General features: G+C 60.2%; 16 protein-coding genes. 9 read left to right on the top strand and 7 right to left on the bottom strand.

Annotated elements, in window-relative coordinates; translation table 11 throughout:
* Nucleotides 1-413 precede the first annotated feature (413 nt).
* Nucleotides 414-1,256, bottom strand: a complete 843-nt coding sequence (locus EGT36_RS20660) for a LysR family transcriptional regulator (protein WP_125270959.1) — start codon at nucleotides 1,254-1,256, stop codon at nucleotides 414-416.
* A gap of 90 nt (nucleotides 1,257-1,346) precedes the next feature.
* Between EGT36_RS20660 and EGT36_RS20665 the strand changes: the two genes are divergently transcribed.
* Both EGT36_RS20665 and EGT36_RS20670 read left to right on the top strand, forming a co-directional pair.
* Entirely contained in the window at nucleotides 1,347-1,748 is a 402-nt protein-coding gene (locus EGT36_RS20665) for a tautomerase family protein (RefSeq protein WP_034500184.1), read from the top strand.
* Nucleotides 1,749-1,792: 44 nt separating this feature from the next.
* Complete coding sequence (locus EGT36_RS20670; protein ID WP_022563395.1) at nucleotides 1,793-2,686, top strand: DMT family transporter; 894 nt, start codon at nucleotides 1,793-1,795, stop codon at nucleotides 2,684-2,686.
* Between the two features lie 14 nt (nucleotides 2,687-2,700).
* Here EGT36_RS20670 and bioZ read toward each other — a convergent pair whose 3' ends face one another.
* From bioZ to bioB, 5 genes are read right to left on the bottom strand one after another with little or no spacing between them, the layout of a single operon-like run.
* On the bottom strand, nucleotides 2,701-3,687 hold the full coding sequence (bioZ, locus tag EGT36_RS20675; RefSeq protein WP_035207617.1) for a 3-oxopimeloyl-[acyl-carrier-protein] synthase BioZ: 987 nt from the start codon (nucleotides 3,685-3,687) through the stop codon (nucleotides 2,701-2,703).
* 37 nt (nucleotides 3,688-3,724) lie between these two features.
* The gene (locus EGT36_RS20680) at nucleotides 3,725-5,017 is read right to left on the bottom strand and encodes an adenosylmethionine--8-amino-7-oxononanoate transaminase (protein WP_125270960.1); all 1,293 of its coding nucleotides are present in this window, start codon (nucleotides 5,015-5,017) and stop codon (nucleotides 3,725-3,727) included.
* Entirely contained in the window at nucleotides 5,014-5,652 is a 639-nt protein-coding gene (bioD, locus tag EGT36_RS20685) for a dethiobiotin synthase (protein ID WP_125270961.1), read from the bottom strand. The genes EGT36_RS20680 and bioD overlap by 4 nt, the downstream gene beginning before the upstream one ends.
* Nucleotides 5,649-6,794 carry an 8-amino-7-oxononanoate synthase gene (locus EGT36_RS20690; RefSeq protein ID WP_125270962.1) on the bottom strand — a complete coding sequence of 382 codons (1,146 nt, stop codon included), beginning with the start codon at nucleotides 6,792-6,794 and terminating at the stop codon, nucleotides 5,649-5,651. The genes bioD and EGT36_RS20690 overlap by 4 nt, the downstream gene beginning before the upstream one ends.
* The gene (gene bioB, locus EGT36_RS20695; RefSeq protein ID WP_502697449.1) at nucleotides 6,791-7,801 is read right to left on the bottom strand and encodes a biotin synthase BioB; all 1,011 of its coding nucleotides are present in this window, start codon (nucleotides 7,799-7,801) and stop codon (nucleotides 6,791-6,793) included. Before bioB ends, EGT36_RS20690 begins: the two co-directional genes overlap by 4 nt.
* 240 nt (nucleotides 7,802-8,041) lie before the next feature.
* Between bioB and EGT36_RS20700 the strand changes: the two genes are divergently transcribed.
* From EGT36_RS20700 to EGT36_RS20730, 7 genes are all read left to right on the top strand, one after another.
* Nucleotides 8,042-8,488, top strand: a complete 447-nt coding sequence (locus tag EGT36_RS20700) for an acetyltransferase (protein ID WP_035207483.1) — start codon at nucleotides 8,042-8,044, stop codon at nucleotides 8,486-8,488.
* 266 nt (nucleotides 8,489-8,754) lie between these two features.
* Nucleotides 8,755-9,183, top strand: a complete 429-nt coding sequence (locus EGT36_RS20705) for a hypothetical protein (RefSeq protein ID WP_042936008.1) — start codon at nucleotides 8,755-8,757, stop codon at nucleotides 9,181-9,183.
* Between the two features lie 86 nt (nucleotides 9,184-9,269).
* Nucleotides 9,270-9,500, top strand: coding sequence for a hypothetical protein (locus EGT36_RS20710; protein WP_004437539.1), 231 nt, complete (start codon nucleotides 9,270-9,272; stop codon nucleotides 9,498-9,500).
* On the top strand, nucleotides 9,497-10,975 hold the full coding sequence (locus EGT36_RS20715) for a TolC family protein (protein ID WP_111814089.1): 1,479 nt from the start codon (nucleotides 9,497-9,499) through the stop codon (nucleotides 10,973-10,975). Before EGT36_RS20710 ends, EGT36_RS20715 begins: the two co-directional genes overlap by 4 nt.
* 14 nt (nucleotides 10,976-10,989) lie before the next feature.
* Nucleotides 10,990-12,339 carry a multicopper oxidase family protein gene (locus tag EGT36_RS20720; protein WP_125270964.1) on the top strand — a complete coding sequence of 450 codons (1,350 nt, stop codon included), beginning with the start codon at nucleotides 10,990-10,992 and terminating at the stop codon, nucleotides 12,337-12,339.
* Between the two features lie 35 nt (nucleotides 12,340-12,374).
* A complete protein-coding gene (locus tag EGT36_RS20725) occupies nucleotides 12,375-12,851 on the top strand; it encodes a cupredoxin domain-containing protein (RefSeq protein WP_003498666.1) in 477 nt (158 codons plus the stop codon).
* Nucleotides 12,852-12,874: 23 nt separating this feature from the next.
* Nucleotides 12,875-13,159 (top strand): copper-binding protein, encoded by a 285-nt coding sequence (locus tag EGT36_RS20730; RefSeq protein ID WP_125270965.1) that lies wholly within the window; start codon nucleotides 12,875-12,877, stop codon nucleotides 13,157-13,159.
* 86 nt (nucleotides 13,160-13,245) lie between these two features.
* Here EGT36_RS20730 and EGT36_RS20735 read toward each other — a convergent pair whose 3' ends face one another.
* Nucleotides 13,246-13,956, bottom strand: a complete 711-nt coding sequence (locus tag EGT36_RS20735) for a phosphatase PAP2 family protein (RefSeq protein ID WP_286084235.1) — start codon at nucleotides 13,954-13,956, stop codon at nucleotides 13,246-13,248.
* Nucleotides 13,957-14,014: the final 58 nt, after the last annotated feature.

Consider the following 14,014-nt stretch of genomic DNA (forward strand, 5'->3'; position numbering starts at 1 on the left):
TGAGGCGTAAGCTTGCCGACAAGCCCGTTGTTTTTGACTGGCTCGCGAATTTGCTCAGAGCGGAGATTGTTGCCGCTACCTGGCGCTCAAGCCATCGGGAAGTTGCGATGAAGCAACCTCGTACAATTTCAAATACTGAGCGGAGCTATTCGATCAGTTTGCCTTATGGCCGCATCGCCGCAAATGTTAGGCCGGAACGCGGAAATAATTACCGCTCGCCCGTCCTGTTGACTGATGCCCAAAGCCAGGGCACAAAGGTGGCATCCACGGTCGCTCGCGATGGGAAAACAGAGGGAATTTCAAGGCTTTTAAACTAAGCCGTTGAAATCATGTGAGAATCCAGGTTCCCCAGCCAACACCTTAACTCCCTTTACATCCTCGATTTTTGTCTCGTAGCGGATATCATTCCGACGCTACTCACCCGCGGCCGATATCGCGACGGCGAGCGCCCTGATGGCTGAGGCGTGGGCCGGTGTACGCGCGCGGGAAAGAAGCACGATGTCAGAGATTGGCAACGGTGGCAGGCCCAGCTCGGGGCCGCGATCCGGCAAGCCTCGCGCGCTGATCTCGCCGAGGGCTGCGATGCCTGCGCCGGCAAGCACTCCTTCCAGAAGCGCAGAACAGCTTCCAGCGGTGAACGCATCGCGCCAGGCGACGCCAGCCTTTCCGAGCTCGGCTATCGCAATATCCCGGACACCACACCCCGCCCCAAGAGAGACGAGCGGAACGGCGCTATTGGTGCGCGGTCGCCAGTCCGGGGCCACACGCCATCCCAGCCTGTCGGTGCGCAGCACTTCGCCATCGGACCCGCCGCCATTGCGACGGATGATGGCGGCATCGGCCAGTCCGGAAGCGAAGCTTTCCTTCACCCGCCGGGAAAAACCCAAGGTCACATCAATCACAGCATTGGCCGGCAGCGACGCGCGCATTGCTCTTATCGCCGCCGAAAGGCGGGTCCCGATCGCGTGATCGCTGGCCGCCAGTGCAAAGTGCAGCGGTGGCTCGTCACTGAAGTTCAGCGCATCCTCATGTTTGGCCAGCAGCTCGCGGGCCTTCGGCAGAAACACCTGCCCATCCTCCGTCAGCCGAAGGTGGCGTGGCGAGCGGTCGATCAACCGTCTGCCGAGACGCTGCTCCAGCATCTTCAGCTTCTGACTGACGACGGGCTGCACGGTTCCCGCAGCCTCGGCCGCCCTAGTCAGGCTGCCCAGTTCAACGGCGAAAATGAAGAGGCGGACGCTTTCAAGGTCAATCATATAAAATCGCTATGAATAGAATATTATTCATTATCTTCTCATTATGATGAAATTTACGCAAGGTGGTTTTCGGCAACAAGGAGAAACACCATGCCCATGATCAAAACCCGCTACACCAAACCTCAAGACGCTGACGATCCGAAGCTGGAAATCGCCGCTCTCCTGTCCCGGTTGACTGCGGACATCCTGCACAAAGACCCGGCGGTTACCGCCGTTCTCGTCGAAAGTGCCGATCCCGCCGACTGGATCATCGCCGGATCGAGCGTCGCCGAACAGAAGGTCGGCACATTTTATGTCGAGGTTTCGATTACCGATCACACAAACATCAAGGACGAGACGACCGAATGGGTACGCCGTGTTTATGAAGAGATGAACAGGCTGCTTGGCCCCGTGCACGAAGCAAGCTATGTGCTGGTTCACGCCGTGGATGGCGACACCTATGGTTATGGCGGGCAAACGCAGAACCTGCGGTGGGCGCGCAAGCACGCATGATGGGGGCGGGTTAATAAGAAAAGCCCGCGGAGCAGTGGAACGAGATGGTACTCTATGAACTGGCCGCCGTGGGCGCTGCAACCTGCTGGGCGATAACGGGACTGCTCGCCGCCCGCCCGGCGGGGCATCTTGGTGCGCTTGCCTTCAACAGGACAAGGCAGCTTTTTGTCGCCTCGGTGCTCGGTCTTTACGTCCTCGCTTCAGGAACCTGGCGGGACCTGCAACCGGATGCGCTGTGGGCGCTGTTGCTTTCCGGCTTCATCGGCATCTTCGTTGGCGACACGCTGCTTTTCACCTGCCTCAACCGGCTGGGGCCACGCCGCTCCGGAATCCTGTTTGCGCTCAACGCTCCCATCTCCGCCGTGCTTGGCTGGGCTGTTCTCGGGGAACAGCTTTCCGTGACAGCCATAGCCGGTATAGGCCTCACCCTTGCGGGCGTTCTGCTGGCCATCCTTTTCGGCAAGCGCAAGTCGCAGCTGCACGCATGGGAAAGCGTGAAGGGACCGCTCTGGCTCGGCGTCCTCGTCGGCCTTCTCGCAGCTCTCAGCCAAGCCGTTGGCTCGCTGATCGCGAGGCCTGTGATGGCAGCAGGTATCGATCCCATCGCCGCATCCATGCTGCGGGTGGGCGTCGCCGCAATCTGCCTTACGATGTTGACAATGCTCCCCATCAAGGCCGTAAAACCCAAGGGGCCATTGACGGGCAGCATTTTCCTCCAGACGGCGCTGACCGGCACGATCGCGCTCGGCTTCGGCATGACGCTGCTGCTGTTTGCGCTTTCTGGCGGAAAGGTCGGCATTGTCTCCACACTTTCGGCCACCACGCCGGTCATCATCCTGCCATTGCTCTGGCTTAGAACCGGGGAGCGGCCCGCATCTGGTGCGTGGGTGGGAGCCGCTCTTGTCGTTATCGGCATGGCGCTCGTGTTCTGGCGCTGAAGGCCGCCGCGGGGTTAGATGCGATAAACAACCGCTCCGCCCGTCATGCCCGCGCCGGCTGCCGTCAGAAGCAGATTTTCGCCGCTCGCGAAAGGTCGTCCGCTGTTGGTCATGGACAGCGAAAGCGGGATGGTGGCGGCGGACGAATTGCCGAAGCTTTCTATGGTGCGAACCGTCTTTCCCCGCTCGATACCAAGATTGCCACAGACGGCATCAAACATGCGGGCATTGGCCTGATGCGGTACGAAACGGCCGATATCGGCTGCGGTCAGTTCCGCCTCTTCCAGCACGCGCTGTGAGGTCTCGCTCATCAGCGCCACGGCGCGGGAGAAAACCTCCCGGCCATCGCGCATCGTCATCAGGGCATCTTCGGCGGACATATCAGCGCAAAAGGGCCGGCTGCTGCCGCCTGCCGCAATCTGGATGAGATCGTAACCGCTTCCATCGGCAACGAGATCGGCCGACAACAGCCCGCGTTTCGCCTCAGGGCAAGGGGTGAGCACCACAGCGCCGGCGGCATCGGCAAACAGGACGGCGCTCGCCCTTTCCGCCGGATTGATGCGACGGCTGAGAATATTGGCCGCGACAACAAGGACGGCGCGGCCATGGGTACGGACAAAACCATCCGCGAGGGTGAGCGCATAAAGAAAACCGGAACAGGCGCCAGCAAGATCGATCGCACCGGAGCGCGTCAAACCGAGCCTGTGTGCCAGCAGCGGCGCGGAAGGCGGCAGAAGATGGTCCGGCGTGGAGGTGGCAAGCAGCGTAAGCGCAATGTTATCGGGATCGATCTTGGCATCCGCCAGCGCCATCCGGCCCGCCTTTTCCGCAAGGCCACTCAGCGTGTCGTCCTTCTCTGCCCAATAACGGGAGCGAATGCCGGTGCGCCGCTCGATCCAGCCGGCCTCCAACCCGAGGTTGGCCTCTATTTCAGCATTGCCGACGCAACGGGCAGGAACGGCATGGCCGAAACCAGCCATACGGGAAGTGCGTGTCTGCATTATCATGACTTTCGCAACGGTCCTGGCATCTCCATTCCTAGCTCCCGGCGGCGCGCGAATTTACCGGTGCAGCCTGAGTAACGATCCCGGCAACCTCACCGATGACGTCAAAGGCGCGTGTCAGGTCGTCAGGCGTCGAACAATACGGCGGCATCAGGTAAAGTACGTTGCCGAGCGGGCGGATGAGGAAACCGCGCTCGCGGAACAGCTGGCGCATGCGTGGCCCCGCTGCGGAAAGATACCCCCCAGCCGGCACCACAAGATCGAGCGCGGCGATGGTGCCCGCCTGCCGGATATTGGCGAAACGGCCATCATCTGCAAATCGCCCGATATTATCGCCCAGCGCCTGTTGCACCTGCCCGATGCGCTGGAGAACCGGTTCATCCCGCCAGACCTGAAGATTGGCGACGGCAGCGGCGCAGGCGATCGGATTGGCCGTATAGGAGCTCGAATGGAAAAAGGTTTTGCGACGGTCGGTCGAAAAATGCGCATCGAAAATCTTTGCGCTGCACAGCGTTGCCGCCAGCGGCAGGGAACCGCCTGTGAGCCCCTTGGAGGTGCAGAGAATATCCGGCGAAATTGCCGCCTGCTCGCAGGCAAACAGGGTTCCGGTCCTGCCCCAGCCGGTCATCACCTCATCGGCGATGACGAGGCAGCCGTGGCGTTCGGCTATCTGTTTCAGCCCGGCAAGAACATGGGCGCCATAGATCTTCATGCCGCCGGCTCCGAGCACCAGGGGTTCGATCAGCAGGGCGGCAATGCGGCCCGAGCGGCAATAGACCTCGAACATATCCAGTGTGCGCTGCTCGCGATCAGCCTCCGGGAAGGCCAGACGGTCGACGCCGAAAAGCAGCGGCTCATAGGCGGCATTGAACACACCGCGTTCGCCTGTCGACATGGTGCCGATCGTATCACCATGATAGCCATGCTCCATCACCATGATACGATCGCGCTTTTCACCGCGATTGTGGAAATAACCGAGCGCCATTTTCAGCGCCACCTCCACCGCCGTCGAGCCGCTGTCGGAATAAAACACATGGTTTAAGCCCGCGGGAGCAAGCTCAATCAGCCCCCGGGCGAGCGTCTCAGCGGACTCATGGGAAAATTCGGCAAAAATAACTTGGTCCAATGTCTCGGTGGCGGCACGGATGGCCGCCATGATTGCCGGATGCCGGTGCCCGTGGGTGGTGACCCACCACGATGAAATGGCGTCGAACAGGCGATTGCCGTCCTCATCCACCAGAAACGCCTCTTGCGCCGAGACCACATGTTTCATCGGCGGTTCCAGCCCATGCTGGGTGAAGGGATGCCAGACCGGGGAACGGCTCATTCCGGTGCCTCCAGAAAATCAGCGAGATTGAAGTGTTGGGCGAAGGCCTGATGCAGCGCGTCGCTGGTCAGATCCGCCAGGCGTGGCAACCGGCCGAGCGGACGCACCGCGCCTATATTCGAAATGACGCGCTGGTTTTCCTTGTCTTCCTCACCGATGAAAACCACGCCCTGCACCGGAATGGCGCGTTGCCGCAACGCCTCGAGCGACAGCAGCGTGTGGTTGATGGTGCCGAGCGCGGTTCTGGCGCACAGAATGAGCGGAATTTGCCAGCGGGCGAAGATATCGACGAAGAGCACGCTCTCAGTCAGCGGCACGAGAAGCCCGCCTGCGCCTTCGATGACAAGCGGTCCATCCAGCCGCGGCGGCTGTAAAAATGCGGGATCGATCGTGGAATTGTCGAGACGAGCCGAAAGATGCGGCGAGGCCGGCGTCTTCAGGCGATAGGCTTCCGGCAGGATGTGCGTGTGCGGCACGCCGGCAAGCCTTGCAACCGTCTCGCTGTCGGTTTCTTCCTCAAGCCCTGACTGCACGGGCTTCCAGTAATGAGCCTTGAGGGCATGGGTAAGCGCTGCGGCAAAAACCGTCTTGCCGATGCCGGTATCGGTGCCAGAGATGACAAAACGGAGACTCACGCCGCGTCCTCCCGCAACGAGAGGGCAAGCAACCCGATCATAGCGGCAATCTGGCTTTCCTCCACATTGAGCGTGATGGCGATGCGCAGCCGCGCCGTGCCTTCCGGCACCGTCGGCGGGCGGATCGCCCGCACATCGAAGCCCCCTTGCCGCAGCCGCGCGGCAATCTTCAGCGAGCGTGCATTGTCGCCGATCATCACCGGAAGGATCTGTGAACCGCTTGGCGCCACGCCGAGTTGGCGCTGTAACTCCTCGCCGGTAAAACTGACCAGTTCTGCCAGTCGCGACCGCCGCCAGGGCTCGTCCGCGACGACGCGCAGGGCTTCCCGCACCGCCGCCGCCATCAGCGGCGAAGGGGCGGTGGAATAGATGAACCCGCGGGCGCGGTTGACGAGATAATCGGCAAGAACCGCAGGCAGGCTCAAAAGCGCGCCGGAGGCCCCGAGCGCCTTGCCGCAGGTGTGAAGCGCCACCACATTGCCACGGCCTTCCAGTGCCGCAGCAAGTCCACGCCCACCGGGGCCGAAGACGCCGGTGGCATGGGCTTCATCGACAACCAGAAAACCACCATGCCGTTCGGCAAGATCGGCAAGCGCCGCGAGCGGCGCGCAATCGCCATCCATGGAATATAGGCTCTCGGCAGCGATCCATGGTCGCCCCTTACCGCCCGCCTGCCGCCAGCGGATTATTTCCCGCTCGAATGCCTCGACCTCATTATGCGGCACAGCCACCGCCTTGGCCTTTCCCGCCGCAATGCCATCATGCACGCTGGCATGGATAAGGGCATCATGTAGGACAAGATCGTCCCGCAGCGGCAGGGTGGAAAAAAGCGCGACATTGGCGGCAAAACCGCTGCTGAAATAGATCGCTTTTTCGGCCCCGAAGAACGCCGCCGCTTCCGCTTCCAACGCCTCGTGTTCGGGGTGATTGCCACGCAGCAATCGCGAGCCACCGGCGCCCACCGGCACGCCTCTTGCCATGGCATCAACGATTGCCGCCTTCAGGCGCGGCGCTTCGGCAAGGCCGAGATAATCGTTCGAAGTGAAATCGACCCCCTCGCGCGGTGCAAGCGCACGAAGCCGCGATTTGCGGCTGAGGCCGGCAAGCTTCGCCTCATAGGGGGAGAGCGCCGCAAGGTTCACCGGCAGCCTCCTGCTTCCACAGGCGGCAATTCCATTGGCTTGAGGCCGAGTCGGCGGAAGAGCGCCGTATCGTGATCTTCCCCCGGATTATCCGCCGTCAGCAGCGTTTCGCCGATGAAGATGGAATTGGCGCCGGCCAGGAAACAGAGCGCCTGCGTCTCATCGCTCATCTCGGTACGCCCGGCAGAAAGCCTTACATGCGAACGCGGCATCAGGATGCGGGCAAGCGCGATGGTGCGGACGAATTCGATCGGATCGACAGGATCGGCATTGGCCAGTTTCGCGCCGGGGATCGGGATCAGCATGTTGATCGGAACGCTTTCCGGCGGAGCCGGAAGGTTGGCGAGCGTCACCAGCATCGAAATCCGGTCCTCGACCGTCTCCCCCATGCCGAGAATGCCGCCGGCACAGACTTTGATGCCGGCATCGCGGACATTGGCGAGCGTCGCCAGCCGGTCCTCGAAGGTGCGGGTCGTAATGATCTCGGAATAAAACCGCTCTGACGTATCAACGTTATGATTGTAATAGTCCAGCCCGGCATCGGCCAGCCGCTCGGACTGTTCCGGCGTCAGCATGCCGAGCGTCATGCAGGTTTCCATGCCGAGCGCCTTCACGCCTTCGACCATGGCGACAACAGCCTCCATGTCGCGCTCTTTGGGATTACGCCAGGCCGCGCCCATGCAATAACGCGTCGCCCCACCCTCTTTTGCCTTGCGCGCCTCCGCCAGTACCCGCTCGACTTCCATGAGTTTGGAAGCCTTCAGACCGGTCGGATTTCGGGCGGACTGACTGCAGTAACTGCAATCTTCGGGGCAGCCGCCCGTTTTGATCGAAAGAAGCCGGCTCATCTGGATTGCATTGGCATCAAAATGACGCCGGTGCACCTGCTGCGCTCGAAACAAAAGATCGTTGAAGGGTAAATTATAGATAATTTTTGCCTCTTCAACGGCGGAATTCGTTTCAGTATCGCTCAAAGCAGCCGGTTTGTCGTTAGTCCGCAGTGCCATCTGATCCATACGTCACTCACAATCCTTGAATAAATAGATAGAACTTGTTTTTATCTATTTTTTTCCGATGGCGTTTTGCAAGCACTTTTTTCTTGAGAGTTTTTTTCGACGCGAAAGGCAGACAGGATCGATCGGGACAGACAGGCCGCATTTCGAGGGTGGCAATTCCCCACATATTTGCCCACGAAAAGATCGAGCAGGCCCATGGCGCGAAACCGTCCGAATTGCTAAAGCTCGGGAATGATATCACTTCGCACCTCCACCAACGGCGACGCGGCGCGCATCCTCGACATATGGAGCAGGGCCGTTGACGCAACCCATGGCTTTCTACTTCCGCAGGATCGCGTTGCGATCGGCGAGGAAGTCACGGCATTTTTGCCGCAGGCGCCGTTGACGCTTGCCGTCGACGAAACAGACCGTGCCCTGGGTTTCATGTTTCTGCATGAAGGCCATATGGAGGCGCTGTTCATCGATCCGGACCATCACGGCAAAGGCATCGGCAAGGCCCTGGTGGAAAGTGCGCTTGCGCTTCACCCGGCACTGACAACCGACGTTAACGAGCAAAACGGCGAAGCACTGGGCTTTTATCGCCGGCTGGGCTTCAAGCCGACGGGACGCTCCGATCTCGACGGACAGGGGCGGCCCTATCCGCTCATCCATCTTCGATTTCGCCCGACGGAAGAATAGACCGCCGACGGCGCGGGGGATGACAGTGCCATGCACACCATCATCCATTTCCGAGCCCATTTTCTGCGACGGAGCCGCTTTGCGCTGCCTCCTCCCGAATTCATCGCCGAGGCCGATATTACCCGCATCGTCGGCGAAAGGGCCGCATCAGGCTGTGGTCTTTCGCATGAAATCGGATGGGCAATCAGCTTCACGTCAAGGTTTTCATCAATGGTTATGAACCATATCCATTGACAAATCACGGGACAGCGGCTTTTCTAAAGGCCATGCGTGAAACGTTGCGAGCATCGAAATTGCTGGCCCTTATGTTTAGACTGGTGATGATCCTATCACTGGCTGGCTACAGCGTTTCCACCGTGAATGCCGCAATGCATGGTCCCGACGCCGGCGGAATGCAACACGCTCAATCCGCCACGATGAATCACGGCAAGATGATGGATCATGGCGGCTCGGCGATGATGTCCGACACTCATGGTCGCCACGGCGTCCAGGACCTGCAGGGAATGTCCGACGAGGACGGTGGTGTCAAAAAAACCGCGAAGCCACAATGCTGCGGCGATTTCTGTCTCGGCATGGCGGTACTGATCGATCACGGCACAGTCGGCACGCCCGTCGTCAGCGGCATCCGCTCCTTCCTCGATGACAGCAAGGCGCTGGGGCAGACCCCGCTTCTTCACCGCCCCCCGAACATCTGAACAGGCAAAGCCCGCCTTGGGCAATGACCGTGCGTGAGCGGCTGTAGCGCCGCTACGCCGTTACATCTCCTGTTCGGAAACGACCCATGAACCCAATTTATATTGTGGTTGCGGCGCCCCTGCTTCTGGGCGGCTGCACAGCCACATCGATGATGAATGACGCCGCCTCCTATGACGACGCGGCAAACCCGACGCTTGCCGTCGCCCCCCTCCGCTACCAAAGCCCGGTCTCGGCTTACACGGCCCGCATGCCGGTCGATCCCAAACCCTGGCGTGACCAGAACGATGCGCAGGCTCCAAAAGGAGACGCATCATGACACCACGTGCATTCAAACTCGGCGCAAAACTGGCAGCCGTTCTATCCATGCCGCTTTTTCTCAGTGGCTGTGTCTCGGCCGCACAATATGCGGCGTCGGATGCTGGGTTCATCAATGTTTCGGCAAAGACATCGGAAGCGACCGGCAAACAGGCCATCTGGGTGCAGAACCGGGTCGAAGCGCAGGCAGCACAGGCCCGCGTCAAAACGCTGATGGCGGCCAGCAAGGTCCTTGATGCCGAAACCGCCGTACAGGTTGCGCTGCTGAACAACAAGGGCCTGCAGGCGGCCTATGCCGATCTGGGGGAAGCCGCTGCCACCGCCTGGCAATCGACCATGCTGGTCAATCCGCGGGTCGGCATCGGGCTGACGGGGATCGGCACCCCCGGCCTCAGGGCCTATAAGTCAATCGAGGGCGTGGTCGTCACCAATATCCTGGCACTCGCCACCCTCAAGCAGAACGTGGCGATTGCCGATACCAACTTCCGCAAGGCGCAGCTTGCCGCCGCGCTGAAAACGCTGCAACTGGCGGCAGATACGCGCCGGGCATGGATCAACGCCGTTGCCGCCCTCGAAAATGTCGGCCAACTGGCGCAGGCGCAGACCGCGGCGGACGCCGCCTCTGAACTCGCCAAGAAGCTTGGCGAGGCGGGCTCGCTCAATAAGGAAGGCCAGGCCCGCGAGCAGGTGTTTTATGCCGAGTTGACGGGCCAGATCGCCAAGGCGCGGCTTGAAGCCCGCCTTGCCAAGGAAGAACTGACGCGGCTGATGGGTCTATGGGGAGCGGATATCGAATACGCCATTCCCAGCCGCCTGCCGCAGCTTCCAAAAACACTCGCCAAGCGTGACATGATCGAGGCGGAGGCGCTGCAACGCCGCGTCGATCTGCAGATGGCAAAACTCGATCTTGAGGCGACTGCGCGCTCCTTCAAGCTCACGGAAGCCACCCGCTATGTCACCGATCTCGAGTTGCGCTCCGGTTTCGAGACCGAGCGCGAGCTGGAAGACGGCGAAAAGCACAAGCAGACGACCGGCAACGCGGAACTGGAATTCGTCATTCCGATCTTCGATTCCGGCCAGGCGCGCATGCGGGAATCCGAGCTCGCTTATATGCGTGCAGCCAATCTGCTGGCGGAAAAGGCGGTCAATATCCGCTCGGAGGCCCGCTCGGCCTATCAGGCCTATCGCTCGAATTACGATATCGCCCGGCATTACCGCAACAGCGTGGTGCCGCTGCGCACCAAGATCGAGGAAGAGTCGCTGCTGACCTATAACGGCATGCTCACCAACACGTTCGAGCTGCTGGCCGACAGCCGCGAGAAGGTCAATTCAAACCTGCTGGCCATCAATGCCAAACGCGACTTCTGGCTCGCCGAAGCCGGCCTCGCTCCCGCCATTTATGGCGGCGGCGCAGGCGCGTCTGGCGGAGAGACCGAGGTTGCCGCCGCTTCCGGCGGCGGTGGTGGCGGACATTGAGAAAGGGAAAGACCATGTTCAATAGAAGACAACTTCTGGGCGTCAGCGCCGCGATGGTCTCCTCGGCGGCCTGGGCGAAAACCTCCAACAGCAGCCTGCCGGAAGCGGCAGTGATGGAAACGGCGGCAACGCAGGCGCCGGTAAAGCCCACCACCGGTCCCGATTATAATCCCGTCGTCACCTTGAATGGCTGGACCCTGCCCTTCCGGATGAACAATGGCGTCAAGGAATTCCACCTTGTCGCCGAGCCGGTGGAACGCGAAATGGCCGAGGGCATGACTGCCCGTCTATGGGGTTACAACGGCCAGTCACCGGGCCCCACCATCGAGGCCGTGGAAGGCGACCGGGTGCGCATTTTTGTTACCAACAAGCTGCCGGAACATACGACGATCCACTGGCACGGCATGATCCTGCCATCGGGCATGGACGGGGTGGGTGGACTGTCGCAGCCGCATATCCCCGTCGGCAAGACCTTCGTCTACGAGTTCGACCTCTTGAAGTCGGGCACCTTCATGTACCACCCGCATTCGGACGAGATGGTGCAGATGGCGATGGGCATGATGGGTTTCTTCGTTGTCCATCCGAAGGACCCCACCTTCATGCCGGTGGACCGCGATTTTGTGTTCCTGCTCAACGCCTTCGACATCAATCCCGGCACCTCCGTCCCCAAAATCATGACGATGACGGATTTCAATCTTTGGGCATGGAACAGCCGGGTGTTTCCGGGCATCGATCCGCTGGTGGTTTCCAGGGACGACCGGGTGCGCGTGCGCGTCGGTAACCTGACCATGACCAACCATCCGATCCACATGCACGGTTACGATTTCGAGGTGACCTGCACGGATGGCGGCTGGGTGCGGCCGGAGGCGCGCTGGCCGGAGGTCAGCATCGATATTCCCGTCGGCGCCATGCGGGCTTATGAATTCGACGCCAAATATGTCGGCGACTGGGCGATCCATTGCCACAAGTCACACCATACGATGAACGCCATGGGACATGACGTCCCCACCTTCATCGGCGTCGACAAAAAAAGCGTCACCGAAAAGATCCGCAAGGTCCGGCCGGAATATATGCCGATGGGCACCGCCGGCATGGCCGACATGGGCGCGATGGAAATGGAAATCCCCGAAAATACCGTTCCGATGATGACGGGGTGGGGCCCGCACGGCCCGATCGAAATGGGCGGAATGTTCTCTGTCGTAAAGGTTCGCGAAGGCATTTCCGCGGGCGATTACGCAGACCCCGGCTGGTACGAAAATCCGCCCGGCACGCAGGCCTGGGAATGGACCGGCGAATTGCCGGACAGCCAAAAGAACACCGACCCCAAAACGCAGATCACGCCGCAACCGATGAGACACGGCTGAAGACGACCCACCCTTACAAACCAAGGAAGAATGACATGACCAGACTGAAAATTGCACTGCTTCTCACCACTCTTGCCACGCCAGCGCTCGCATCCGGCACCCACGGCGGCGGCCATGAAGCGATGGCGGTGGGCGAACCGGGCGACAAGGCAAAGGTAACCCAGACCATTCAGGTGACGATGAAAGAGACACCCGATGGCAAGATGCTGTTCACGCCCGCCAAATTCGAATTCAGGAAGGGCAAGACGGTTCGCTTCGCTGTCAAGAATGCCGGCGAGCTGGACCATGAATTCATCATGGACGAGCAAAAAGCCAATCTGGAGCACAAGGCTGCAATGGCCAAGGCGCCGGAGATGGAACACGACAACCCGAACGCTATCACCCTCGCGCCGGGAGAAAGCGGCGAAATCATCTGGAAATTCACCAATGACGGCATGTTCGAATTCGCCTGCCTGAAACCCGGACATTACGAGGCCGGCATGCGCGGCGATCTCAAAGTATCCGCCAAGTAACCCACAACCGAAGGAATCTCACCATGAAGACCGTCATTAAGATCACCGTCGCAGCCGCACTTCTACTCACCGCTCCATTTGGCGCATTTGCAGAGGAATTCACCAGGGGAACAGTCAAGAAAGTCGATGCTGCCGCCAAGAAGGTCACGATCATCCATGAAGAACTGAAGAACCTCGACATGCCAGCCATGACCATGGTGTTCCGCGTCAAGGACGATGCGATGCTCGCCAAGCTCAAGGAAGGCGCCAATATCGAGTTCATCGCCGAACGCGCCGACGGCAAGCTTGTCGTCGCAAAGGTGAAATAAGGCTGCCATCATCTGCGCAGAAGAAACGGAAGGGGCAGCGGTTTCCGCTGCCCTTTTGATATTAGCGGTCGGATGCCCGACGGGCGTTATTGTTCGGCAAACGGTCTTGTTTCGGCGGAGCGCCGCGCACCATCGCTCTTGCGCGAAAAAGTCGCGTCGATCGCACGCCGATTGTTGATGAACGGCCGATGGAGCAGAAGAAATACCGCAAACATCAAAGGCCATGCAATCAGGACATCCGAGAGGAAATGAGCTCCCATCGCCACCCTGTTCAGGGAGAAAATCACGATGAACGGCGTCAATATCGCGGTGCCGATCAGGCGAAATTTCTCTGGCAGGAGAATGATGAAGGCCAGAAGGGCGATTGCGGAAGCGCTTTCACCGGAAGGAAAAGAGCAGTTTCGGGTGCAGCTGCCACCGAGGGAAAGAACCGGTGTATAAACCAGCTCTCCCCCGAACTCTGCGAGATGCCGCGGCCTTGCCCTGCCGAACAGGTTTTTCAGGGCATGCACCGCAGCGCCCGGTCCCAGGGCAAAAAAGACGATAATAAGCAGCAGTCTGTGTGGTGGAAAAAGCCGTGGCAAGCCGCGCGAGAAGGGCATTACGACAAGCATGAACACAAGTCCGGACAGCAAGACCCAGGGAAGCCTGCGGTTCAGATCGCGAACGGAAATCAGGAACTCGTCCTCGCCGAGTGTGAAACCTTCCGCCCAGAATTGCCGGCTTACTCCAAGATCGATATCCGGCCTGATGGTAAAGACAATCATCATCGCAAGGGCGACCAGAAGAGCCAGCACAAAGGGACTGCAGGAGGCACGCGCAAATGCCTGACGAATGACAGAAATAAAGTTGACA

Origin of the sequence: Agrobacterium sp. FDAARGOS_525, from assembly GCF_003938925.1 — a bacterium.
Taxonomy (GTDB): domain Bacteria; phylum Pseudomonadota; class Alphaproteobacteria; order Rhizobiales; family Rhizobiaceae; genus Agrobacterium; species Agrobacterium pusense.